Source organism: Pseudomonas sp. H2_D02 (assembly GCF_054677635.1).
In genome coordinates, this window is sequence record NZ_CP162816.1 from 554,302 (window position 1) to 579,158 (window position 24,857).

The 24,857-nt window shown below is 59.9% G+C and carries 22 protein-coding genes and 1 pseudogene; 7 read left to right on the top strand and 16 right to left on the bottom strand.

All coding sequences use genetic code 11. The features are described 5' to 3' along the window. From icmH to tssA, 13 genes and pseudogenes are all read right to left on the bottom strand, one after another. Positions 1-864 carry a type IVB secretion system protein IcmH/DotU gene (icmH, locus tag AB4N42_RS02470; protein ID WP_030139172.1) on the bottom strand — a complete coding sequence of 288 codons (864 nt, stop codon included), beginning with the start codon at positions 862-864 and terminating at the stop codon, positions 1-3. A gap of 5 nt (positions 865-869) precedes the next feature. Beyond that, a complete protein-coding gene (tssK, locus tag AB4N42_RS02475; RefSeq protein WP_030139171.1) occupies positions 870-2,201 on the bottom strand; it encodes a type VI secretion system baseplate subunit TssK in 1,332 nt (443 codons plus the stop codon). After that, complete coding sequence (gene tssJ / locus AB4N42_RS02480; protein ID WP_198798171.1) at positions 2,198-2,704, bottom strand: type VI secretion system lipoprotein TssJ; 507 nt, start codon at positions 2,702-2,704, stop codon at positions 2,198-2,200. The genes tssK and tssJ overlap by 4 nt, the downstream gene beginning before the upstream one ends. A gap of 5 nt (positions 2,705-2,709) precedes the next feature. After that, positions 2,710-3,888 (bottom strand): type VI secretion system-associated FHA domain protein TagH, encoded by a 1,179-nt coding sequence (tagH, locus tag AB4N42_RS02485; protein ID WP_258648631.1) that lies wholly within the window; start codon positions 3,886-3,888, stop codon positions 2,710-2,712. An 18-nt stretch (positions 3,889-3,906) separates the two neighbouring features. Continuing rightward, positions 3,907-4,047, bottom strand: coding sequence for a hypothetical protein (locus AB4N42_RS02490; protein ID WP_030139168.1), 141 nt, complete (start codon positions 4,045-4,047; stop codon positions 3,907-3,909). A gap of 43 nt (positions 4,048-4,090) precedes the next feature. Next, positions 4,091-5,605 carry a sigma-54 interaction domain-containing protein gene (locus AB4N42_RS02495; protein WP_431147445.1) on the bottom strand — a complete coding sequence of 505 codons (1,515 nt, stop codon included), beginning with the start codon at positions 5,603-5,605 and terminating at the stop codon, positions 4,091-4,093. Between the two features lie 8 nt (positions 5,606-5,613). Continuing rightward, positions 5,614-8,199 (bottom strand): type VI secretion system ATPase TssH, encoded by a 2,586-nt coding sequence (gene tssH / locus AB4N42_RS02500; RefSeq protein ID WP_460115821.1) that lies wholly within the window; start codon positions 8,197-8,199, stop codon positions 5,614-5,616. After that, positions 8,196-9,215: a type VI secretion system baseplate subunit TssG gene (gene tssG, locus AB4N42_RS02505; protein ID WP_460115822.1), complete on the bottom strand. Its 1,020-nt coding sequence runs from the start codon at positions 9,213-9,215 to the stop codon at positions 8,196-8,198. Before tssG ends, tssH begins: the two co-directional genes overlap by 4 nt. Then, positions 9,179-10,966 carry a type VI secretion system baseplate subunit TssF gene (gene tssF / locus AB4N42_RS02510; protein ID WP_460115823.1) on the bottom strand — a complete coding sequence of 596 codons (1,788 nt, stop codon included), beginning with the start codon at positions 10,964-10,966 and terminating at the stop codon, positions 9,179-9,181. The genes tssG and tssF overlap by 37 nt, the downstream gene beginning before the upstream one ends. A gap of 3 nt (positions 10,967-10,969) precedes the next feature. Next, positions 10,970-11,383 carry a type VI secretion system baseplate subunit TssE gene (tssE, locus tag AB4N42_RS02515; protein ID WP_198798177.1) on the bottom strand — a complete coding sequence of 138 codons (414 nt, stop codon included), beginning with the start codon at positions 11,381-11,383 and terminating at the stop codon, positions 10,970-10,972. A 14-nt stretch (positions 11,384-11,397) separates the two neighbouring features. Next, positions 11,398-12,871 (bottom strand): annotated as a pseudogene (gene tssC, locus AB4N42_RS02520) (type VI secretion system contractile sheath large subunit). A 24-nt stretch (positions 12,872-12,895) separates the two neighbouring features. Continuing rightward, positions 12,896-13,399, bottom strand: coding sequence for a type VI secretion system contractile sheath small subunit (gene tssB, locus AB4N42_RS02525; protein WP_460115824.1), 504 nt, complete (start codon positions 13,397-13,399; stop codon positions 12,896-12,898). A 12-nt stretch (positions 13,400-13,411) separates the two neighbouring features. Next, on the bottom strand, positions 13,412-14,986 hold the full coding sequence (gene tssA / locus AB4N42_RS02530) for a type VI secretion system protein TssA (RefSeq protein ID WP_460115825.1): 1,575 nt from the start codon (positions 14,984-14,986) through the stop codon (positions 13,412-13,414). Positions 14,987-15,642: 656 nt separating this feature from the next. Between tssA and AB4N42_RS02535 the strand changes: the two genes are divergently transcribed. After that, positions 15,643-16,005: a DUF6124 family protein gene (locus tag AB4N42_RS02535; RefSeq protein ID WP_030139159.1), complete on the top strand. Its 363-nt coding sequence runs from the start codon at positions 15,643-15,645 to the stop codon at positions 16,003-16,005. A gap of 170 nt (positions 16,006-16,175) precedes the next feature. Here AB4N42_RS02535 and AB4N42_RS02540 read toward each other — a convergent pair whose 3' ends face one another. After that, positions 16,176-16,826, bottom strand: a complete 651-nt coding sequence (locus AB4N42_RS02540; RefSeq protein WP_258648624.1) for an HAD family hydrolase — start codon at positions 16,824-16,826, stop codon at positions 16,176-16,178. Positions 16,827-16,889: 63 nt separating this feature from the next. After that, positions 16,890-17,435: a gamma carbonic anhydrase family protein gene (locus tag AB4N42_RS02545; protein WP_460115826.1), complete on the bottom strand. Its 546-nt coding sequence runs from the start codon at positions 17,433-17,435 to the stop codon at positions 16,890-16,892. A gap of 72 nt (positions 17,436-17,507) precedes the next feature. Between AB4N42_RS02545 and prlC the strand changes: the two genes are divergently transcribed. The 4 genes from prlC to AB4N42_RS02565 all read left to right on the top strand — a co-directional run bounded on the left by prlC (position 17,508) and on the right by AB4N42_RS02565 (position 21,996). After that, entirely contained in the window at positions 17,508-19,586 is a 2,079-nt protein-coding gene (prlC, locus tag AB4N42_RS02550; protein WP_460115827.1) for an oligopeptidase A, read from the top strand. Then, positions 19,583-19,861, top strand: a complete 279-nt coding sequence (locus AB4N42_RS02555; protein ID WP_018600854.1) for a YheV family putative zinc ribbon protein — start codon at positions 19,583-19,585, stop codon at positions 19,859-19,861. The genes prlC and AB4N42_RS02555 overlap by 4 nt, the downstream gene beginning before the upstream one ends. A gap of 118 nt (positions 19,862-19,979) precedes the next feature. Next, positions 19,980-20,597, top strand: coding sequence for a hypothetical protein (locus tag AB4N42_RS02560; protein WP_460115828.1), 618 nt, complete (start codon positions 19,980-19,982; stop codon positions 20,595-20,597). Between the two features lie 22 nt (positions 20,598-20,619). Next, positions 20,620-21,996 (top strand): M3 family metallopeptidase, encoded by a 1,377-nt coding sequence (locus AB4N42_RS02565; protein ID WP_460115829.1) that lies wholly within the window; start codon positions 20,620-20,622, stop codon positions 21,994-21,996. Here the strand turns inward: AB4N42_RS02565 and AB4N42_RS02570 are convergent. Then, a complete protein-coding gene (locus AB4N42_RS02570) occupies positions 21,972-22,652 on the bottom strand; it encodes a phosphatase domain-containing protein (protein WP_030139154.1) in 681 nt (226 codons plus the stop codon). The two genes, AB4N42_RS02565 and AB4N42_RS02570, sit on opposite strands and share 25 nt — an antisense overlap. 180 nt (positions 22,653-22,832) lie before the next feature. Between AB4N42_RS02570 and AB4N42_RS02575 the strand changes: the two genes are divergently transcribed. Both AB4N42_RS02575 and AB4N42_RS02580 read left to right on the top strand, forming a co-directional pair. After that, on the top strand, positions 22,833-23,891 hold the full coding sequence (locus tag AB4N42_RS02575) for a PA0069 family radical SAM protein (protein ID WP_030139153.1): 1,059 nt from the start codon (positions 22,833-22,835) through the stop codon (positions 23,889-23,891). A 209-nt stretch (positions 23,892-24,100) separates the two neighbouring features. Continuing rightward, entirely contained in the window at positions 24,101-24,832 is a 732-nt protein-coding gene (locus AB4N42_RS02580) for a carbonic anhydrase (RefSeq protein ID WP_030139152.1), read from the top strand. Positions 24,833-24,857: the final 25 nt, after the last annotated feature.

The window sequence follows — 24,857 nt, forward strand, 5'->3', positions numbered from 1 at the left end:
TTACGGCTGCGCTTGAACCACAGCCGGCTCTAGTAATTGATAGGGTTGCAGAATGCTTTCGCGCTGCTCGTCCAACACCCAGGCGAAGCCCGCGTACATCACGCCCAGACACGCCAGGGTAAAAAACGCCACGGTCCAGGCGGGAACAACGCGCACCGGACGGCGAGGTGGGGCAACCAGCCCTTCCCAGCGGGGTGAAAGTTGGCGTGGCGCATCGCCTCGTACCTGACGGATCGAGCGATACAGCGCATCACGGATGCCTACGAGCTCGAGCCCCCCGCGCGCCTGGACCCGATATTTGCCCTCAAAGCCCAAAGACAGGCACAGATACAGCAGCTCCAACAGGTGCAAATGCTTCACCGGATCTTTCGACAGCCGATCAAGCAATTGAAAAACCTTCTCGCCGCCGAACGTTTCATTGTGAAATGTGCTGAGCAGGCTGATTTGCGACCAACCGCTGCCGTATCCCCACGACGTGACGACGACGGCTTCATCCAGGACCGTGCACAGCACGTAGCGAGCAGCGACCAGCTCGCTTTGCTCGATGTTGGCGTGCAATGCCAAGGCTTCGAACTGCTTCAACTCCAAGGTCAGTTCTTGCTTGAGGTCATTCAGATCTGCGCGGTCGCGGCCCTGCTTGAGCGCCATCATCTGGGCCAACAAGCCTGACGCAGCCGCCACCAGGGGATTAAGGCTGGTCACGAACCTTCGGGACCGTGGCTGGCGTGCGGCATAAATCATTCGATCTTCCAGCTGTTCGATACGCGGCGGCGCAGCAGCGTCGGTCAAGGGGCCCGAAGCCGGGCGCTGTCCGTGAAAATCGAGCAGGACGGTAATGTCGTCTTGAGGCATGTCCTTATCCATGTCAGTCAGTTCCTGATGGCCCAAAAATTCAGTGCCAGCTCAGCGAATTCACCCGACACATGAAAGGCAAAGCCCGCTGAACGCTTCACCTGGGCAAGGTCCTCGACACTGGGTTCAAGGAGGAAATAGGTCTTGTTGGCATGGAACGCAATCTGCCGCGGCGCCACGGGCAAAGGCCTGATCTTGATGCCCGGCAAATGCAAATTGACCAACTGGCGAATGCGCTCCACCGAACCGATCTTGAGATGCGACGGCAAGCGATGGCGCAACTCCTCGCTGTCACAATGGGCGCTCGCGGCCAGTACGAACGAAGCCGAGTCCAGCAGTGAAAGGTCATGCATCGGCGAAACGCTGATTCCGTACTGGCGTGCCTGCAATTGCAGCTCAATGGCATGCTGTTCGAGCACCATCGACAGCACCTGCCGGATTGCCTGCATGAGGCTTCGAAAGCACGCACCCAGATCGCTGTGTTGGTAGCGGTGATCGAATGAAGGGCGCTTGCTGTCTGTTGAATAGGTGGCCAACTCGCCTAGCAGAGAAAGCAGCGTTCGATAGAGGGTTTCAGGGTGAACCTGTTCCAGGTCCAGAGAGTGACGCAGCAGCAATTCGGTACGGTTGATCAATTGCAGCATCATGAAATCGCCGACTTGAACCGCACCCGCTTTGCCGTTGGAAAGAATCCGTTCGGCGAGGCTTTCGCCCCGGTGGCCAAGCATGCCAATGACTTCCTTGAGGCAGGACAGCAGGTAGCCGGATGACTTGGCCTGGATGAACGCGGGCACAAAATCCGTATCGAGCCTGATCCCACCATCAGGCGTGGTATCAAGGACTTCGCACACCTTCAACTTGACGAAAGCCTGGTCGCCCTGCTGCTCGCCCAGCAGCAAGCGTACATCCGGGCGGCCACAGCTGATCTGACTGCTGAAAGCGTCTGCGGCGTTGGAATCATTTACCTGCATTTCATAGGTGATATAGCGCGCCAGCACATCGGCTTGCTCGGGACGACGAGACTCGACCCGATTGCCGGTCACCAGCGGCAGGGCGAGATAGATGGGCGTGTTGCAGGTGTTGGACGGCACTTCCAGGACCATCGGCTCGGCGTTGCCGTCCAATTCGAAGAAACTGCCGTCTGGCAAGACACCCGAAGCCTTGCTGACGATCAGCCGCCCCATGTTCAGAAACTGCAGATCGATTTCCAGTGTCAGGAAGCCCCAGGCATAACCACCCAACAAGCGTGTGCGAAGCTTGAGCTGATGATCGAAATAACGATCGTTGTGCTGCAAATGTTGCGGGCGCAGCAACATTCCTTCCTGCCAGATGACCTTATCGTGATTCATTGGTCGTCCGCCCTGGCAAGGCTTTCGAGATGGCTGGCAATGCCATCCTGATCAAGCATCAGATGCGCTTCAGTCACTCGTGCCGCAGCGATGGGCACCGTGTAGCGCCACTGTGTCCGAGGCAGGTCACGGTACGCGGCAAGTACCCCGACATAACGACCGCCTCCTGCGACGGCGAGCCTGAGCGTGACCGTTTCGCCGGGACGCAACTCCAGTTCTTCGCGAGTGATCAAGTCAGGCGCCAGGGACTCCCTGGCACGGTCATAAAGACTGAAGAAGTCAGCATTCTCAAAAGCCACCGGATGCTTGAGTTCAAACAGGCGCACCACGACAGGAGATGGCCGCCCGTTGAGATCCGGGTTGAGCTGATCACTGGCAGTGAGGGTGAGATTGAGTTTGGTCATCGTTGAGAACGGCGACAGGCTGGCACAACCGGCCAACAACGGCGAAACCGCTAGCGTCAACGTCAGCGTCTTGAAAAAAAGCAGGGTGCGGCGAGACATGTACGTCATCCATGAAGATCGTTTTGCAGAGTGGATACCAGGCGGACCTGTTCCTCGTATGCCTTGGCGAAGTCCCGGGCCAGCAGGCGTTCCACCCAGTCATCGTCTTCGCACAACGCCTGGTGATAACGACCGAATGCCCGCCAATGGCCGCCTGACGTACTGATCAACGGTCGCTGCTCGCGCTCCATCCGCAGGACCAGTTGGCGAGGCGAAAAATGTTCCAGCACCGTACGCAGGGTGGACCGGGTGGCGGCCAGCAAGGCCACTTGGTGGGCCTGGAGGTCATTAAATGAGCGGGTGATAGCCTCGCTGGCCGACAACTGGAGTGGCACGCCTGGCTGCAACAACAGCGGCAGGGCGTCATCGGTGTACTTCAGCGGATTTTTCCGAGGGCCGTGGAAAAAGGTCTGGGCCAGACGCAGCTCGCCCTTCAACTCGGAACGAGTACGCAGACTCTGTTGCAAGCCTCGAACGCTTTGCTTGAGCAACTGCGCGACATCGACCGCCAACGCCTCGCGGGCCTCCTCGTCCATATCCCCGAGGTCCATGCCTAGCGAGTGGCCAAAGCGTTGCCAGAAGTCTTCCTGTGCGAGCTCGGAGGGTTGGGGTGTCAGGAAAGGCCCCTGCTCATTGCCCGCGTCGACCAGTTCTGGCAGTCGCAGGCTTTCCATATCGGCCCGCACAGAGTCCGAGCCGTAAGCGGGCATCGCGCTGGGATTGAGCAACTCATCCATCTCAGAAAACACACGCTCCTGTCGGTCCAGGCCCTCCAGCGGATCGAGCCCCATGAAAGCGTCGTCCGGAATGAGGTTGCCACTGGATACCGAGCGGTCGACATCGGCAATGCTGTTACCCGAACGAGCCACCAACCGCGCCAGGAGCTCGCATTCGCCCATGACATAGATATCCCCATCCCTAATGGGCACTGGCTCGCCTTTAGGCAGGCGCGCACCGTTTCTGCGGTGGGATATGCCATTGCCGCTGATGTCCGTGAGAAAAAACGCGCCTCCCTGGAAACTCACCCGCGCATGGCGCTTGGACAAGAGTCGCTCACTGTCCGGAATGACCCAGTCACACTCCTCGCCCCGCCCGATGACGCCGCCCGCCGTCCCGAAAATCTTCCGGCTCGGGTTCGGGCTGACAAACTGCCTGGCATCCAACCTTTCGAAAATGACCTCCACCGATGCTCCTCCTTGCGTTCACTTACCGCGATTTACCGCTTGCGGATCACCCAATGGGCGATAAGTGCTGTCATTGAATTTGTAGTTTGCGTAGCAACCACCGAGGCCGAACAACACGACAACGGCCAGCAGGAAGATTTGCCAAGGGTGAGCGGTCATCCAAAGTGTCCTGAAATAAGTGAATGGGATTAGAAGCACGGCGTCAGACTTCGGCGTCCTTGCGGCGAATGTTCAGCCGACTCATCCGATACAACAGCGTGCGCAGCGGCAAGCCGAGCTCGCGAGCCGTCAGCGTCTGGTTACCGGAATTCTTGCGCAGGCAATCAATCATCAGGCTGCGCTCGATGTGTTCCATCCGGTCGCGCAGGCTTATGCGACCTTCATCGGGTCGGTGTTTAATGTGCAGGGCAAAGTGCTCTACGCGTAATTCGTCGCCCTCGCACAACAGCACCGCCCTTTCGACGATGCCTTTGAGCTCGCGTACGTTTCCGGGGAAGTCATAGGCAGCCAGGTGGGCCAGCGCAGCGTCGGACCAATGCACAAGATCGCGCTGCAGAAGCGCACAAGCCTTGTCGGCGAAGTGCCGAGCCAGTTCGATGATGTCGGGGCCACGCTGACGCAGCGGCGGCAATTGGATGGGAAACTGAGCAAGGCGGTAATACAGGTCCTCGCGGAACTTGCCTTCGCTCATCAACCGTTTCAGGTCGCGATGGGTAGCGGCGATGATGCGCACGTCGATCTTGTGGGTGAGGTTCGACCCCAACGGACGAATCTCGCCCTCCTGCAAAACGCGCAACAGCTTGGCCTGGAGGGACAAGGGCATGTCGCCAATTTCATCGAGCAATAATGTGCCCTTGTCAGCCGCGTCGAATAAGCCGATGCGGTCACGATCGGCGCCGGTAAACGCGCCCTTGCGATAACCAAACAATTCGCTTTCCAGCAGTTGCTCGGGAAGCGCCGCGCAGTTCTGGACGATGAACGCCTGCGTGCGACGCGGCCCGCAATCGTGGATCGCCCGGGCCACGACTTCCTTGCCGGTACCCGTCTCGCCATACAACAGGACCGTGTACGGGCTGTTCACGACTTTGCTGATCAGTTGACAGCTCTGGCGCATTGCCGCGCTCTTGCCGATGAGGCCGAAACCATTGGCGCTCGGCAGGTTGATCGCCACAGGCCGACCTTCAGCGGCAGGACGCCGTTGGTGTTGCAACAGCTGGATCTGCTTCAGCGCGAACGCCCCCAGATAACCCAGGGAATCAGCGAATCCCTGCAGTTCGATCTGCTGGGTGCTGGCGCAAACCAATACCCCCTTGATCCCGTCCCCGGTGGCTAGCGGCACACAGAGCAGCGATTGCCACGGCGCAGCGCGGGTCGGCAGGAAACGCGTATCGTGCAGGCTGTCGCTCAACGCACCAAGGCATACCCTGCGATTCTGGCGCAGGACGAATTGCAACAGTTGCTCACCGTCGTAATCGACAGGCAAGCCGGCCGGGTCACGAAACTGCAATCGGTCTTCCAGGCATTCGGTACTCAGTTCCAGGCGACAGTGCGCGGCATCCACCAGAAATAACTGCGCCAGCTCACAGCCACTGAGCCGCGCAGTCCCCCTGATGAAATCGCCGAGCAAGGTCGCATCGTCCGCCGATTGCGAAAGGCTGGAAAACTGTCCCAGCAGCGCTTCGGCGTAAGCCAGCGGTTCAGGCACATGAGTAAGCAGTGCCCCCATCACTTGAACTCACACGTTACGCGGGCTTGTTCATCGAGCGTGGCGTGAACCTGCCGCGGTTGTTCGCCGATGGCCATGGCCGCGAGCAAGCCGTCGGACAACCCGGGCATCAGATGCAGTTCGAGCAATTGATCGATGAGCCGCGCACCGCTGTCGCTGTGGGTGCAGCGCTGGACAAGGTAATCAACAAGCTGCGTGCAATAACTGAAGCCCAACTGGCGACGCTGCAGCCGCTCGCCCAGACGACCCAGCTTTATTTCCACCAGCTCGCGCAGCACCGAGCCGCTGACGGGGAAATATGGCACCACACGCATACGGGCCAGTAACGCCGGTTTGAAATGCCTGCTGAGTAGCGGCCGAATCGCTTCTTCGAGTTGTTCGGCACTCGGCGCTGCCCCGTTTTGGCACAACGCGCTGATACGCTCACTGCCCAGGTTCGACGTCATCAGAATCAGCGTATTGCGAAAGTCGATCTCCCGCCCTTCGCCATCGTTGGCCAGGCCTTTGTCGAATATCTGATAGAACAGATTCAGCACGTCCGGATCGGCTTTTTCGACCTCATCGAGCAACACCACCGAGTAAGGCTTCTGTCGAACAGCCTCGGTGAGCATTCCGCCTTCGCCAAATCCGACATAACCTGGAGGCGCGCCGATGAGCCTCGAAACCGTGTGTTTTTCCTGAAACTCGGCCATGTTGAGTGTCGTGATGAATCGGTCGCCGCCGTACAGCAGCTCGGCCAAGGCCAATGCCGTTTCGGTCTTGCCAACCCCACTCGGCCCTACCAGCAAAAACACACCCGCTGGGGCGTCGGGTTTGTTCAAGCCTGAGGCGGCTGCGCGCATGGCTCGATCAAGCGTCTGCACCGCCGGTTCCTGCCCCCTGATTCGGCTGCGTAGATCTGCCGCGAAACGGGCGATTTTCACGTTGTGCTCGCAGGCCAGCTGCGACAGCGGGACACCCGTCCACGCATTGATCACTTCCGCCACCAAGCGCGGGCACACCTCAAAACTGACCAGGCGTTCTTCGGCCTGTGCATCCACCAGGGCGTTGTGGGTTTCATGCAACGCCGCTTCCAGCGTCTCGATCTCCAGGACCTTGTCCGCCCGATTTTCCCGCAGCCCAGCCATTTGCCGGCGCAGCGATAACAAACGTTCGGCCAGAACGCTCTGCTCTGTCCATTGGACTTCCAGGCATTGGCATTCCTCTTCGATGGCCTTCAGTCGTACCCGCAGCGCTTCCAATGCCTGGGCATCGATTGACAAGCCGGCCTCTGCATCGCGACACAACGCCTGCCGCTGGCGCTCACCTTCGGCTAATTCGCCACGCAGGCGCTCAAGGCGTTGCGGCGCGGCAGCAAGGCTGATGCGCACACGGGCGCACGCGGTATCCAGCACATCGACCGCCTTGTCCGGCAACTGACGCCCCGCCAGGTAGCGTGCTGACAACTGCGCCGCCGCGACCACCGCATCATCGCGCAGATAGATACCGTGGCTCGCCTCGTAGACCCCGGCCAGCCCCCGCAGGATGGTCACCGCCTCGCTGATGGTCGGCTCGTGCAACTGCACCGGTTGGAAACGACGGGCAAGGGCTGGATCCTTCTCGAAATATTTTTTGTATTCGCTCCAAGTCGTCGCCGCGATGGTGCGCAGCTCGCCTCGGGCCAGGGCCGGCTTGAGCAGGTTGGCCGCATCGGAACCACCCGCATTTCCACCCGAGCCGATTAATGTATGAGCTTCGTCGATGAACAGAATGATGGGGCTGGGCGATGTCTTTACACCCTCGATTACCCCGTTGAGCCGCCGCTCAAATTCGCCTTTCATGCTGGCTCCGGCCTGCAGCAGGCCCATGTCCAGCGACAAGACCTCTACACCCTCAAGCCCTGACGGTACTGCCCCGGCGGCAATGCGCAGGGCCAGCCCTTCGACAATGGCGGTCTTGCCCACGCCTGCCTCACCGACGACGATCGGATTGTTTTTACGTCGGCGAGACAGGATATCGATCATCTGGCGGATTTCGCCGTCACGGCAAAGCACGGGATCCAGCTTGCCGTCGCGGGCCTGCTGCGTCAGGTTGTGAGTGAAGCGCTGCAGAAGCGAATCGCCTTGAGCAATGGCGTGTCCAGTCGCCTGTTGAGCCTGCCGTGACAAGGCGAAGGCCTTCAGCCGGTCGATGTTCAACCGAGCGAGCAACGATTGGTAATGAGTGCCGGCATGCCGACCTGGGTTGCGCAACAACGCCAGGATCAACGCAGCTTCAGTGACGTTGCTCTGGCCCAGTTCGAGATTGGCCAATAGCAGCGCATCCTGAAGCCATTGGATCAACTCCGGCGCGAAGACCGGGTTACGCGAAGCGCCGTGTTCCGCACGTGGTTGCAAGGTGGCGTCCAGCTCGCTCGCGCTTATCCCGGCATCCTGCAAGGCGCGCCCGAGAAGCCCTTGTCCGCGCTCCAGCAGACTCTGCAACAGATCTTCCACCAGGACCTTGCTTGCGCCCCGATCCACGCATCGCTCGGCCGAGCGCTCCAGGTCGCGGCGGGTATCCGCGTCCAGCGCCTGAATGAGTTGCTGAAGGTCTACGTTGATCATTTCGTTGGTTCCTGATGAATTCTACTGCTGAGGGTCACTACGCCAGCGGCTCGCTCGTGCCCCAGCCAACTGGCCCATCCCAATCGGCAGGTGTTCTGTTCGCCGATGCGCAATTCGCGTATTTCGTCCCGCCGCAAGACCAGGCGGATGTCGTATTCAAGGGGGTCGCGCAGGGTAAATCGCACCAACGCGCACAACGGCTGGTAAGCGACACCGATCGGCAGGAACTCATGGAAGCGTTGCCAATCCAGTTCCAGGACATGAATGCGGAATTTGCCGCTGCGATCACGAATCCGCTCGCCCAGCACCAGCTCTTCGCTAAGCAGGCTGTTGGCCCTTCCCAAGCGGTTGCGCTGCTCGTCGAGGATGTCCACTCGCCGCTCGATGCACTGCTCCAGGTGCAATTCGGGGTGCTTGAAGTAGTAACGCAGCACGGCTTCGATCAAGGCCGCCGAATGGGCACGAAGGCTCAGCAGCCCCAGGTAAGGCAGCAAGCGCTTCCAGTTCAGTTGGGTATCCCTGCGAATGGCCTCGCCCCTGAGGCCGACGAGGGCGAATAACTGCTCGGAAAACCGGTCCTCGGCGCCATTGCGAAAACTCGCCCGATAACGGTACTTGCGCCAGATAGGCAACATCAGGCGCTGGAGGCGATCATTGAACACGTCGAGAAACGGACGAGTCGGTTTGTCGTCACCCTCACCCGACACCTGCTCACCATAGAACGCCGGCAAAGGCGAACCTGCGCCCACCAGGCCGATCAGATTCAGGCACAGGCGCGCCCGCAGTTGCCCATGTTCTTCAAAGAATTCGACGTATTCGATATCGCTGGCCGGGAAGCCCAGGCTCGGGTTGGCCTGGAATTCCAAGTGCTCATACAGTGCCTCGTCATCCAGGTGAGGATGGGCTTCGCGCAGCCGATCAATCACCAGCAACACCGCCTGAAACAATGAATATTCGCGTATGCCTCGTGCCAGCGCGCTCATAGAAGCGGCTGCTGGCCCATGCGGGGTGTCCATCGGTACACCTCTCCCTGTGTGCTGTTTACCCGCAACTCGTGATACGAATTCAGGCTGGCATAAAGCGCGAAAAACTCATTGAGGACCGATGCAAAGACAAACACGTCGCCCTCGCCGATGTATCCCTCTGGGTCGATCGTCAGCTCTGTGCACAACCCCCTGACCGGCAGACCGCGATGAAGCCGATCGACAGGCTGATGCTTGATCGACTTGAGGCCATCCAGCAGGCGCCTGCTGACTTTCTCCGAATGCTCGTCGTAGTAGCGGGGGAAATCGTAGGTTTCGAGTATCACCTTCAGCGCGTTGACGTCCGCCAGCGACAGGTAGTTGAGCGACATGTTGCTGATGAGTTTCCACAGGAAATCGCGCTCCAGGGGAGGCGCGAAGCTCTGGGTGACCGGGCCGATATTGCGGAAGCCGAGCGACTCAGGGCTTTTTTCGCCCGGCTGGTTGATGTCGCCTGGCTTGAGCTGGCGGGGCAGGTTCTGGTTGGTACACATCAGCTCGATCGAAAGGGTTTCGTGGCCCGGTTTGTGCCGCACATCAAAACTCAAGCACGTATCAAGACCACCATGAAGGAGCGACGGGCGGTGGCGAATGCTGTAATAGGCGCGGTTGCCGGGCACATCGAAACTGGCGTCATGCTCGAATGATTCGAACGGCACGTAGGCTTGGTACCCCAGCCCGCCCGGGCTCCACCCGGTGACGCTTTCAACCGAAAACACACCGCAGTGCTCGGGGGCATATTGGGCCGGCAACAGCAGGTAATCCTCCTGCTTGCCGTCCAGACGAATCGGCTGGGCATCGTGCTTGAACAAGTTGACGACAGGCGTGCAGTAAAGCTTCACGTTATCCAGCGTTGGCCGTATCCGCTGGGTACCGGTATTGCCAATATCGAAGCGAAGGTCCAACCCGCGCGCCTGTTCCAGCAGCGCTTGCGGCAACCCGTTGATGACGTCCAAGCCGTCGATGTCAACAAACAGGAATTTCTCCTGGAAAGCGAAATACTCTTGCAGGTAGCGATAGCCGCGAAAGGTATTCAGGGGATACGGGACCAGTGCGTGCTCTTCAGCAAACCCCACGGGCTGAACCCGAGTGGCGGGGATCCTGAATGTCACAGGCACTCCGTCCGTGGCGCTGACGGGCTGGCCGTCGCCGTCCAGAAGGACCACATCGAAATGTTCAAGATTGCGTAACAGATTGAGATAAAGAGTCTGGCTGATGTAACGCTCACCGGCCAGGTGCAGGCGCAGGCTGCCCAACTGCAACTCACCCAGATTGCCCTCGCAATGCATCTGCAGGCGCAGGCCCAGCACCGAACCGTTGCCTTTTACCGAGTGAATGACCCTTGTCAGATCAAGTGCCGACACCTCGGTCGGGTAACACGTGCGAAAACGACAACGTACCCCTTGGATCGGCTTGCTCTCGACCGGCGTGTCACGCTCCACGCGCAATGCAGGCCCCGACCATTGCAGCGGATCGAACTGCAAAATGCTGAACGCCGGCAACGGCCGCATATAGTTCGGCCATAGCAGTTGCATCAGTGAATGACTCAACTCCGGCAGTTGATCATCGAGCTTCTGGCGAAGACGACCGGTCAGGAACGCTACCCCCTCCAACAGTCGCTCCACATCGGGGTCCCGCCCGGCCTGGCCGAGGTAAGGTGCCAAGGCCGGGTTGCGCTCGGCGAAACGCCGGCCCGACTGGCGAAGCGCAGTCAGCTCACTCTGGAAATAATGGTTGAACGACATGACCTATCCTTGGTTGACCGTGAGTTGGCCGCTGCCGTCCAGACCTGCGGAAAAGCTCACCGGCCCCTTGAGCCCTTCCATGTCCAGCAACGCATCGATGCGCAAGGACAGGCGAAGCGGGTCAGCGTGAGTCGACACCGTCGTGACATAGACATGGCTCAGGCGTGGCTCGTAGGCCTCGATGCAGGCCTGGATGGCGCGACAGGCCTGGTGACGGACATCGTGCAAGCTCAGGCGCATGTCGTTGAGATCGGGCAATCCGTAGTCGGGCGCAACCTGCACACTCCCCGCACGGGTGCTGAGCATCTTCGACAAATGGGCAGCCACCGACGCCACGGCACAAGCCTCGCGGCTCATGCCTGCGCGAGCGTCGCAATCGCCATTCAAGCGTTCGAAGAGGCTGCCATATCCAGTCATCGGTCAGGTCCCGCTCACGCTTTGTCCAGCTTGCCAACCAGCGACAGGGTGAAATCGGCCCCCATGTACTTGAAGTGCGGGCGCACGTTCAAGCTCACGCGATACCAGCCCGGCTCACCTTCCACATCGGTGACCAACACCTGGGCAGCACGCAACGGCCTGCGACCACGTACTTCAGCGCTCGGGTTTTCCTGGTCGGCGACGTACTGGCGGATCCACTTGTTCAGCTCGAGTTCGAGGTCGGTGCGTTCTTTCCAAGAGCCGAGTTGCTCACGCTGGAGCACTTTGAGGTAATGGGCCAGGCGATTGACGATCATCATGTATGGCAACTGTGTGCCGAGTTTGTAGTTCAACTCGGCGGCCTTGCCTTCGGCACTGGCGCCAAAGAACTTCGGCTTTTGCACGGAACTGGCGGAAAAGAATGCGGCGTTATCACTGCCTTTGCGCATGGTCAGCGAGATAAAGCCTTCTTCGGCCAGCTCGTATTCGCGGCGGTCGGAAACCAGCACTTCCGTGGGGATCTTGGTTTCGATTTCGCCCATGCTTTCAAAATGGTGCAACGGCAGATCGTCAACCGCGCCACCGCTTTGCGGACCGACGATGTTCGGGCACCAGCGAAACCTGGCAAAGCTGTCGGTGAGCCTTGTGCCGAATGCGAACGCCGTGTTGCCCCACAAATAATGCTCATGGCTGTTGGCGACCGTTTCCCTGTAGACGAACGACCTGACCGGGTTTTCCTGCGGGTCATAGGGATTGCGCAACAAGAAGCGCGGCACGGTCAGGCCGATGTAGCGAGCGTCTTCGGATTGACGGAAGCTCTGCCACTTGGCGAATTGCGGGCCTTCGAAATGATCCCTCAAGTCCTTGAGGTCCGGCAGTCCGGTGAAGCTTTCCAAGCCAAAGAATTCGGGGCCGGCCGCAGCAACGAACGGCGCGTGGGACATGCAGGCGACGCTGGACACGTACTGCATCAGCTTCACATCGGGTGAGCTTGGCGAAAAAGTAGTTGGCGACGATCGCGCCAACCGGTTGCCCACCGAACTGACCGTATTCAGCGGTGTAGATATGCTTGTACAGGCCCGACTGCATGATCTCCGGCGAGTCCTCGAAATCATCCAGCAAGTCGCTCTTGGAGACATTGAGCATCTCGATCTTGATGTTCTCGCGAAAGTCGGTGCGGTCCACCAACAACTGCAAACCACGCCACGCCGACTCCAATGCCTGGAAGTCGGCATGGTGGAGGATCTCGTCGACCTGGCGACTGAGCTTGGCGTCGATCTGGGCGATCATGCGATCGACCATGGCCTTCTTGACCGGCTCACCGCTGTTCTGGGGCTTGAGAAGCTCTTCGATGAACGCCGACACGCCGCGCTTGGCAATGTCGTAGGCATCGTCCTCTGGCGTCAGGCGCGTTTGGGCGATGATGCTTTCAAGAATACTGTGCTCGCCATTTTCCTGGCTGTGCTGCAGCGCTGCATTGGGATTCATGTGTCGGCTTTCCTTGGCTAGAGATCAAACGCTCGGGGCTGAGAGAGTCAGGCCCAGCTCATCCAATATGCGATCGCGGGACTGGGTATCGGCGAGTACGCTCTCGATGGCTTTGCGAAACGCCGGTGCGTTGCCTAAAGGCCCCTTGAGCGCGACCAGCGCTTCACGCAGTTCCATCAACTTCTTGAGCTCGGGGACTTGCTCCACCAGGCTCGCCGGATTGAAATCCTTCATCGTGTTCAAGCGCAGTTGCACGGCCAACTCCTCGGTGTCGCTCTCTTCCAGGAGGCGGTTTGGCACACTCAGGACCAGACTCAATTCCTGCTTGGCCAACACTTCATCGAAGGTCATTTTGTCGATGCTGATTGGCTTGCGGTCTTCGACCTTGCGTTCGTCCTTGCGACGGATGTAGTCACCAATCGCCATCAACTTGAGCGGCAGCTCAATCTCTTCCTGAGCACCGCCTGTAGCGGGTTTGAAGGTGACATTGATACGTTCCTTTGGCGCGACAGAGCCTTCTTTGGCCATGATTTTCCTTCCTTACAATGGGGACCCGCAGGCCTGTTCAATGACCCGCTCCAGGTCGAGGTGACACAACCTGCGGTAGGTTTCATCCTTGCGCTCGCGCACGAGGTGGTTCTGGGGCAACAACTCGCAGCAGCGATGCAACAGGTGCAATACCTGCAATGCGAGATCGGGCTCCCACGCATGCAAAGTCGTGTCTTGCAGCGTCTGGTCAAGCGCCTCGAGCTGGACTTTGGCGAGCTCGTATTTCTTGGTCGAAAAGCACAAGCGAGCCATCGCGAACCGCCAAAGGAAATGCGCGCGCTCGCCGTCGATGGTGTGCATTTCCTGCTTGAAAAACTGGACGGCAGCCTTGAGGCCGTCCGAGGCCACGATGAGCTGGGCTTCTTCCAGAGCGAGCTCCCAAGGCGCCGAGGGGTCGATGGCCTCCGCGCGCTGCGCAGCGCTCGATGTGTCCAGGCGAGGCATGACTTGGGCGGCGATCCACGCCCGGGTGGATGCATCCGCGAACGGCGCGCCGTCATGCCAGCGCAGCTCGAGGACGCTCGGCAGACGCTGGATGAACAAGGCGAAATGAATCTCCACCTCACGCATGGCCGAGTCGGCGCCCAGCCCTTGGAGGCATTCCCATGCGAGCCTTTGACCGTCGAACCAGAAAGGCGCCTTCGCCAGGCTGGCCTCGATGTCCACCAGCAGATCGGCGTAATGGCCCCGCTGGAGACTTTCCTGATATGCCTTGAGCTTGTCCGCAGGCAGCCTGCGCAATGGAGTGATCTGCTCGGCGTCATGCTCGGGCACGGCGTCGATGCCCAGCCAGAGCAGCGTACGGTTGAGGCGCAGCGCGCGGGCGTCAGTCGCCTTTTGCCTGAGCCACCAGGCGCACAATGGACGCGCACTTTCCTGAAGGGTCCGCAGCGCCTTCTGGGCGTCCTTTTCATGTTCAATCGGGGCGCCAGAGGCCAGCAACTGGGTGGCGGCTTGCTTGACGTGGGCGACCATGGCCCCGACAGCGCCGGGCGGCGGGACGTCGGTGGCACGCATAATCAGGTTTTTGAGACGCCGGCACAGCGGCAGCAATAGAGGCGCGTCATCGCCGAAGTGAGCGACGCAGGTGGCATCGAGGGCTTCGAGCTGCTCCGCCAAACGTTCGAACAGGGCCAGCTGGTTCTTTATCGCAACGTCATCGCTCAACGCCCCTTCCAGGCGGGTCACCAGCCAATGGAAGCTGGCGGCGCGGGTTTTGACCTTGGCCGGGTGAAGCACCAGCCAATGGTTGCCACAGAGGTAACGCAGGAGACCGAGGCCGGCGAGCAGTCCCTGGAAAGATTCTCGCTGATACAGCGCCCATGTAAGCCAGATCGCCACACGCAAATCTTTCGACTGGGTGCGCAGCAGGGCTTCACTGTGTTCCTGGATCTTCAGCCAGTCGACTTGACCGCTGCCATGCATCGACTGGGCCTTGCCGAGCTCACGCTCCAAGGCTTCGAACTCATCCGAAAAACGGACGTCCACACCCGAAAAATTCCCGTTGGGAATGGGGGCGCTGGCAAGTGCCAGGTAATGCGCGGACAGTTTTTCGGGATAAGACATTTACAGCCTTTAATAACTATTCAGGCGCGACGGCTTGAAGAGTTTATGGACAGGCAGCGATATGAATTTCAGCGCAACCTGTAGGAAGTTTCAGCACATTAAATGGCAGCATAGGGGCGAGATGTATTCGCCGCTGACGGCCTTTTGATCGGCGCGAAGAATGCCCAGTTTTGAACGATAAAAATGTAGGATTTTTCCGTAAATACGGATGCCATTAACAACGAGGGCTATTAAGTTCTCCCAAGAAGCGGCCCGCTACTATTGTTTAAAAACAAAGGCAAGCCACGTTATGGGTAAAATTATTTAAGCGTTTTTCGACACTGTTTAATTGCTGAGCGCTATGACTCCGTCGGGCTACGTATCCTTGCGCCGTTACCTACAACTACGCCAGAATCCGCCGGCTTGTGCGCCTTGCCCCCGGGCTCTATCGTTTGCCTGCCACTGCCCATCAGTGGTCGGGTTTAGTAGCCCGAGGTTCTCGGTAAGATGTATGAGTCTCCATTCAGGCGGGTCTATCCTGTCCTTGATGGTGGCTGTACGCAGGGCGCTTCGGCGCGCCGGCAATGCTGAGCTCCCCGGTCTACTAACCTGCGTACAGCCGCCACCCTTCTTTTAGTAGGGAAGAGTTGCGGCTTAACTCAAGGAGCTCTCAACAAATGTTCAAAATAACGCCAAACCCTCCAGAAGCAGATCCCAACTCTCCTTATCTGGACGGCCTCAACGCCAAAAAACTCGAAGAAGCCGCTACCCGCGCATTGGACTTTTATCTAAAGCCCAAACCAGCAAAACCAAAAGAAACCATAAAGCCCGGCCAGTTATTCACCGTCGTAAAAGACCTCGACAACGAATGCCTGCTGGCCAACCTCAGCGAGACCTTGGCGTCAGCCGATGCGATGGTCAGTGAACTGGCTTTCGATATGGAAGGCTCCAACCGCCATGTGCTGCTTGGGATCCAGCAGTTGATCGAGCTGGGGTCGTTGCTGGCGAATCGGGCGTTGGATAACGTCGATCCCCGCTAACCGCTACACCGCAAGCCACTGTGGCGAGGGGATTTATCCCCGCTGGGCTGCGAAGCGGCCCCAAACCAGGCAACTCGGTGTACCAGCAAAATTGAGTCCACTGTTTTAGGGCTGCTGCGCAGCCCAACGGGGATAAATCCCCTCGCCACTTTTCGCTTGGCTTTAGTTTTTCAGGTTCGCAGGAACGCCCGATGCAGCTCTTCCAGTGTCTGGAAGTGGTGCGCCGGGTTTTCTGCGTTCAGTTCTTCAAAACTGCCGAACCCATACCCCACCGCTGCGGCGTCGAGGCCGTTGTCGCGGGCGCCGATCAGGTCGTGTTTGCGGTCGCCGATCATCAGGGTGTTGGCCGGGTCGAGGCTTTCTTCGGCCAGGAGGTGGGCGATGAGCTCGACTTTGTTGGTGCGGGTGCCGTCCAGTTCGCTGCCGTAGATCACTTTGAAGTGCCGGGCGAAATCGAAGTGGCGGGCGATTTCCCGGGCGAAGACCCACGGTTTGGAGGTGGCGATGTAGAGCTGCCGGCCTTGGCCGCCGAGGGTTTCCAGCAGGGGCATGACGCCGTCGAATACGCGGTTTTCGTAGAGGCCGGTGACTTTGAAGCGTTCGCGATAGAAGTTCACCGCTTCCCAGGCTTTCGCTTCGTCGAAGTCATAGAACTGCATGAAGGCTTGCAACAGCGGCGGGCCGATGAAGTGTTCTAGGCGGGTGAGGTCGGGTTCGTCGATGCCCAGTTTGCTGAGGGCGAACTGGATCGAACGGGTGATGCCTTCCCGTGGGTCGGTGAGGGTGCCGTCGAGGTCGAAGAGTACGGTTTGGTAGTGCATGTTGGGTCCTAGGTGATCGTGCAGTTCACTCAACAGGCATGAATGAAACTGTGGCGAGGGGATTTAGGGTTGATCGTAACCTTCGGCCAAGTGCAAATCCTTGAGCTTGACGTAGTTCGCCGCGCTGTAGGTGAAGAACGCGCGTTCCTTGTCGGTCAGCGGGCGGGCCTGTTTTACCGGGCTGCCCACGTACAGGAAGCCGCTCTCCAGGCGCTTGCCCGGCGGCACGAGGCTGCCGGCGCCGATGATGACGTCGTCTTCGACCACCGCGCCGTCCATGACGATGCTGCCCATGCCGATCAGGATCCGGCTGCCGACGGCGCAACCGTGGAGCATGACTTTGTGGGCGACGGTCACGTCATCGCCAATCAAAAGCGGGAAGCCGTCGGGGTTGAACGGGCCGGCGTGGGTGATGTGCAGCACGCAGCCGTCCTGGATGCTGGTGCGCGCGCCGATGCGGATGCGGTGCATGTCGCCGCGAATGACCGTCAGCGGCCAGACGGAGCTGTCTTCGCCGATTTCGACGTCGCCGATCACCACCGCGGTGCTGTCGACAAAAGCCCCACGGGCAAGCTTCGGGCTGTGGTTCTGGTACGTACGGAGGGTCACGATAGGCTCTCTCTTATCGGGTGATAGGCGCTGCTAGCTGCGGTGAAGGTCGATTGTAATTAAGATGGGCCCATGTTTCTTCCAGCGAAGGTGTCAACCGTGAGCGTGAACAACCCTCTTTTGCAGCCCTACGACCTGCCGCCATTCTCGGCGATCCGTGCCGAGCACGTGCAACCGGCCATCGAGCAGATCCTGGCTGACAACCGTGCCGCCATCGCCGAAATCCTCAAGACCCAAGTCAAGCAGCCTACCTGGGCCGGCCTGGTGCTGGCGATGGACGAGCTCAACGATCGCCTCGGTGCGGCCTGGAGCCCGGTGAGCCACTTGAACGCCGTGCGCAACAGCCCGGAACTGCGCGAAGCCTATGAGGCGTGCCTGCCGGCGCTGAGTGCCTATTCCACCGAACTGGGCCAGAACCGCGAGCTGTTCCAGGCCTTCGAAGCCCTGGCGAACAGCCCCGAGGCGGCCGGTTTCGATGTGGCGCAGAAAACCATTCTCGAACACTCCCTGCGCGATTTCCGCCTGTCGGGCATCGACCTGCCGCCCGAGCAGCAGAAGCGCTACGCCGAGGTGCAAAGCAAGTTGTCCGAGCTGGGCAGCCGCTTTTCCAACCAATTGCTCGATGCGACCCAGGCCTGGACCAAGCACGTCACCGACGAGGCCGCCCTCGCCGGCCTGACCGATTCGGCCAAGGCGCAAATGGCCGCTGCCGCCCAGGTCAAAGGGCTGGATGGCTGGCTGATCAACCTGGAATTCCCTAGCTACTACGCGGTGATGACCTACGCCGAAGACCGCGCCCTGCGCGAAGAAGTCTACGCGGCCTACTGCACCCGCGCCTCGGACCAGGGCCCGAATGCCGGGCAGAACGACAACGGCCCGGTGATGGAGCAGATCCTCGACCTGCGCCAGGAGCTGGCTCACCTGCTGGGCTTCGCCAATTTCGCTGAGTTGAGCCTGGCGACCAAGATGGCCGAATCCAGCGATCAGGTGCTCAGTTTCCTGCGTGACCTGGCCAAGCGCAGCAAACCCTTCGCCGCCCAGGACCTGGAACAACTGAAGGCGTTCGCCGCCGAACAAGGCTGCCCCGACCTGCAAAGCTGGGACAGCGGTTTCTATGGCGAAAAACTCCGCCAGCAACGTTACAGCGTCGCCCAGGAAGCCCTGCGCGCGTACTTCCCGATCGATAAGGTGCTGGGCGGCCTGTTCACCATCGTGCAACGTCTGTACGGCATCGAGATCGCTGAGCTGAAAGGTTTCGATAGTTGGCACCCGGACGTGCGCCTGTTCGAGATCAAGGAAAACGGCCAGCACGTCGGCCGCTTCTTCTTCGACCTCTATGCCCGCGCCAACAAGCGTGGCGGCGCCTGGATGGACGGCGCCCGTGATCGTCGTCGCACCTTCGACGGCGAACTGCAAAGCCCGGTTGCCAACCTGGTGTGCAACTTCACTCCAGCCGACAGCGGCAAGCCAGCGCTGCTGACCCATGACGAAGTCACCACGCTGTTCCACGAATTCGGCCATGGCCTGCATCACCTGCTGACCCGCGTCGAGCATGCCGGCGTATCCGGCATCAACGGCGTGGCCTGGGACGCCGTCGAGCTGCCGAGCCAGTTCATGGAAAACTGGTGCTGGGAGCCTGAAGGCCTGGCGCTGATTTCCGGTCACTACGAAACCGGCGAGCCGCTGCCCCAGGACCTGCTGGAAAAAATGCTCGCGGCGAAGAATTTCCAGTCCGGCCTGATGATGGTCCGCCAGTTGGAGTTCTCGCTGTTCGACTTCGAGCTGCACGCCACCCACGGCGACGGCCGCAGCGTATTGGAAGTGCTCGAAGGCGTGCGCGACGAGGTGTCGGTGATGCGTCCGCCGGCCTACAACCGCTTCCCGAACAGTTTTGCCCACATCTTTGCCGGCGGCTACGCAGCGGGTTACTACAGCTATAAGTGGGCGGAAGTGCTCTCCGCCGATGCATTCTCCAAGTTCGAAGAGGACGGTGTGCTCAACGCCGACACCGGTCGCGCCTTCCGTGAGGCGATCCTGGCTCGCGGAGGTTCCCAGGAACCGATGGTGCTGTTCGTCGACTTCCGTGGCCGCGAGCCGTCGATTGACGCACTCTTGCGCCATAGCGGCCTGAGCGAGGACGCGGCAGCATGAGCGAGGGGCCTGTGATTACCAAACGACGCTTCATCGCCGGGGCGGTCTGCCCGGCGTGCAGTGAGCCGGACAAGTTGATGATGTGGAACGAAGACGGCGTGCCGCACCGCGAATGCGTGGCCTGCGGTTATTCCGACACGCTCAACGAGCAAGGCCTGTCGGTGCCCAAGGAGTTGGGCACCCGGGTCAACACCTCGGCGCTCAAGGCGCCGGACGCGAAAGTCCAGGCGGTGCAATTTTTCCCTAACCCCAAGTTGAAGAAAAAAACCGACTGACATCTTCGGCATCACCTTCCGGGCCGCCCGGCCCGGAAGCGATAAATATGTACCGCAGCGCCATTCGCCTTCCTGCCCAGACTGTCGTGACACGTCCACTGACAGGAAGTCTCCATCTATGCGCCACCCTGATAACCCACTGCTGCAGGCCTACGACCTGCCGCCATTTTCAGACATTCAAGCCGAACACTTCGCCCCGGCCCTCGACCAGATCCTTGTCGAAAGCCGCGCCAAAGTCGCCGAAACCATCAAGACTCAGACGCCCTTTCCTACCTGGGACGACCTGGTGCTGGCCATGGATGAAATCCATGCGCGGCTGAAGGGTTTCGGCTACGTGTTGGAGCGCTTGGTTTGCGCCAGGGCTGGAAACGCTTGGAAGCAGGTCTCAGTCGATTGCCGTGAGCGACTGAATGACTATCGCCGCTCGCTGAGGCAGGACCCCGAGCTGTTCCAGCTTTATCAACGCTTGGCTGATAGCCAGATTGCCGCGCATTTCTCACCGGCGAGAAAAAGGACGCTGGGCAAGATCCTCCGCCGGTTTCGCCAGAACTCAACGGCATCCGCCTCCCAAGAAGCGTTGAGGGACCTGAAGCTGCGTATCCGTGGCGCCGAAATGCTGTTTTTGGAGCACTTGGAAGAGGCCAACAAAGCCTGGAGCCAAACGTTCGACGATGAGGCCCGCTTGTCGGGCTTGCCGAGCGTACTTCATACAGCAAACGGCCGACCAGGCACGTGAGGCAGGCCGTGCGGGGTGGTTGTTGAAGCTTACAGACGAATCGTTTCGCATTGTGACTCGCTATGCCGACAACCGGCTCCTGCGCGAACAGGTCTATGTCGCCTATAGCGCTCGGGCGTCGGATCGAGGGCCCAATGCAGGCATATTCGACAATAACGAGGTGCTGCGGCAGTTGCTCAGTGACCGTCATCAACTCGCCATCCTGCTGGGTTATTCGAATTACGCCGAACTGGCCATCGAGCCGGAGCAAGCGCAGTCGCCAGAGCAGGTCACCGCGTTCCTGATGGAGAAGCTGGGGCAACAACAAAGCGTCTTCAAGCAGGACGCTGAGCAACTGAAGGCCTTCGCGGCGCAGGAAGGCTTCGGCGAACTCCGGCCCTGGGATTATCAGTACCTGGCGGAAAAACTTCGCCGCCAAACGACCGGCGTTTCAGAACAAACGGCTAGCGCTTGGTTTGAACTGGAATCCTCCTTTTCGCAATTGTTGCTGATCGCGCGCGACCTATTCGGCATTGACTTCATCGAGCGCAAGGACCTACCTGCCTGGCACGCAAAGGTGCGTCTATTCGAAGTTCGCGAGCGGGACGACACCCTTGGTTATATTTATTTCGATCCGTTTGAAGACGGCAGGCTCAACGGTTACCCCCACACCTCCACTCTGCGGAACCGGCGCATCACCGCAGAGGGCAGGCCGCGCTACCCCGTCGCGGCGTTGCATGCCTGGTTGCCACGCGGTTCCGGTTCGAGGCCGACGTTACTGGATCATCAGCACCTGCGGACCCTGTTCCATGAGTTCGGCCATTGCTTGCAGCACGTGTTGAGTCGGGCGGACTATCGCGACATCTCGGGTATCTCCGAGCTTTCCCGGGACGCTGCCGAGTTTGCCGGCGAACTGCTGGAGCGCTGGTGCTTCTCCAGACAATGCCTGCTCCGTATAGCCAGGCATCACGAGACCGGCGCTCCCCTGCCGGAAGACGTCGCCGATCAGTTGTTGGTCTATCTCAACAGACAAACCAGTTGGGAAGCTGCCCGGTTGCTGCGAGACGCGTTATTCGACATGGAGCTGCACCGCAGCCATGGCGACGGGCGCACAGCCCAGCAAGTATTCGATGAGGTCAATGCGCAAGTCGGGCATCTGCCCGTTTCCCCCGAGGAACGTTGGCCCAACGGGCTGGATTACCTCGTCACAGGTTATGGCGCCGGACTCTATACTTACCTCTGGTCGCAAACCCTGGCCGGGCGTGTATTCGAGCGATTCGAGCGCAATGGGTTGTTCGATAGGCATACAGGCCGGGCGCTGCGCGAAGCCATATACGAGGCGGGGGATTCACGGCCGTTGTCCGAATCCATCGCCGCGTTCATGCAAGCGACCGACTACCGAGCGGGCGTCAGCACTTGAGGGTCGAGGTGATGCGCGGTGGTCGTTGAGTTGACCCAGCTTTTCAACGAGCACAACGCAAAGACGCTGGTGCTGCAATCGCCGTTCGCCAACGCCACGCGGAGTTTGTCGACATCGGCCTGCATCATGTAGCGCACGCCGTCCTTGAAGTGATGGCTGTCGCCGAAGCCACCTTCGGTCATTTCGTCCAGGGCGTCTTCTTTGCTCCAGCCTTGCACAACCACCCGGTACATGGCGGCCACCAGGCCGGTGCGGTCCGAGCCGTGCTTGCAGTGCATCAGCACCGGGCCCTTGGCCTCGGCCGCCTGGATGGCACGCAAGGCCCTGAGAATATCGCTGTCATCGACGTGATTGGTGCGGTAGGGCAACTTCACTTGCTGGATGGCGGGCGTGGACAGCCAGCGCTTATCCGACTCCGGCAGGAAGGTGATGACCGTGCCGATCCTGAGCTTGCTGAGTAAGGGCAGCGCCCCGCCGTCCGGCAGCGAGCTGCGGTAGAGCGTCGGTGACATCTGATAGAGGTTGTAGTCCTTTTCCACTGGCTGGGCCCATTCAGCGGGCCGTGCCTCGGTGGAATCGGCCGCTTGGGCGGACGCCTCGGCCAGCCCGACGGACAAGGCCAGGCAGAGGAGTGAACGGAAACAGAGCTTGAGCATGCACGGGCGACCGAAGACGAGGGAGTACGAGTTGCTCAGTGTCGGCTCGTTCCGGTTAAAAGCCTGTGAGCGGAACGTCAAAGGCTTGTGAAGGTTCGTCAGGTTATTGGCTGCCGAATGGCACTGGCCTTAATCGAATGCAGCGAATACTGTATGCGCATACAGCTATCGGAGTATCCCATGTCCGCCACCCTTCCACCGCGCGGGCGCGGCACCGCGACCAACCCGCACAACCGCTTCGCCCCGAGCCGCTCGGTGGCCGAGGACGACGGCTGGTACCAGGAAGTCCCGCCGACCCAGGGCACCGAAGTGCGCATCGAAACGGCCAAGACCATCATCACCCGCAACACCTCCACAGACATTCCGTTCGACCGCTCGATCAACCCCTACCGAGGCTGCGAACACGGTTGCATCTATTGTTATGCGCGGCCCAGCCATGCCTATTGGGACATGTCGCCGGGGCTGGATTTCGAAACCAAGTTGATCGCCAAGACCAATGCCGCCGATGTGCTGGAAGAACAGTTGTCCCGGCGCGGCTATCAATGCGCGCCGATCGCGCTGGGTTCCAACACCGATCCTTATCAACCTATCGAGCGCGAGCAGCGCATCACCCGCCGGATCCTGGAGGTGCTGCTGCGCTATCGACACCCCGTCACGATCGTTACCAAGGGCTCGCTGATCCTGCGCGACCTGGACCTGCTGGCCGAATTGGCGCAACAACGCCTGGTGCACGTGATGATCAGCCTGACCACGCTGGACGATGAGCTCAAGCGCATTCTCGAACCCCGCGCGGCGGCGCCCAAGGCGCGGTTGCGGGCCATAAAAGTGATGCGCGAGGCAGGCATCAAGGTGGGCGTGCTGTGCGCGCCGATGATCCCGATGATCAACGACAGCGAAATCGAAAGCCTGCTGGCCGAAGCCCATGCCGCCGGGGCGCAGAATGCCGCCTATGTCATGCTGCGCCTGCCCCTGGAAGTGGCGCCGCTGTTCGAAGAATGGTTGCAGGCGCACTACCCGCAGCGCGCCGCCCATGTGTTGAGCCTGGTGCGCCAGAGCCGCGGCGGCGAACTTTATGACAGCCGGTTTGGCGTGCGAATGCGCGGCGAAGGCCCTTTTGCGGACTTGCTGGCCCAGCGCTTCGCCAAGGCGATTAAACGTCTGGGGATGGAACGACGCGACGGTTACGACCTCGATTGCGAAGCCTTCTGTCCGCCGGGGCGGCAGATGTCGTTGATTTAAATACAGTTCGCTTTAAATTGAGCTTGAACATTGCGAGGCGCAAACGTCCATGGCGCTTTGTTTACGCCTCGTAGGACGCGTCCTAGAGCCTTCGATTTCAGTTTGAGTTAAGTTTCGGCCGCTACCTTGTTCATCGAGTGACTGACGGGTCGAGCACTTCGGCCTGGATGTTTTTTAACCAGCCACTGGCGTCTCAAAGAGGATGAATCATGAGTGACAAGGATAAACAGCCGTTGGCTGCGTCGGCTTCAGCCCAACCCGAGGCGGAAACCGCCGATGCAGCGCTGCAGCACATTGTTGACGGCTTTTTGCATTTCCATCACGAGATCTTTCCCCAGCAGGAAGAACTCTTCAAGAAACTCGCCACCGCCCAGAAACCCCGGGCGATGTTCATCACCTGCGCCGATTCGCGCATCGTGCCCGAGTTGATCACCCATAGCTCCCCTGGCGACCTGTTCGTGACCCGTAACGTCGGCAACGTCGTTCCGCCTTACGGCCAGATGAATGGCGGCGTTTCCACCGCCATCGAATACGCCGTGCTGGCCCTCGGCGTGCAGCACATCATCGTCTGCGGCCATTCCGATTGCGGCGCCATGCGTGCCGTGCTCAACCCCGATACCCTGGAAAAAATGCCGACGGTCAAGGCCTGGCTGCGCCACGCCGAAGTCGCCAAGACCATGGTCCATGACAACTGCCCGTGCGGTGATGAAAAGCAGACCATGCCCATCCTCACCGAAGAAAACGTGATCGCGCAGTTACATCACCTGCGAACGCACCCGTCGGTGGCTTCGCGCATGGCCAGCGGCCAGTTGTTCATCCATGGCTGGGTGTACAACATCGAGACCAGCGAGATCAAAGCCTTTGACGCGGACCAGGGCTGTTTCCTGCCGCTCGATGGCAGCCATCCGATACCGGTGGCGACGCCCAAAGCGCGCTTCTAACCACTCCTGGGGTTCGTAGGGAAAG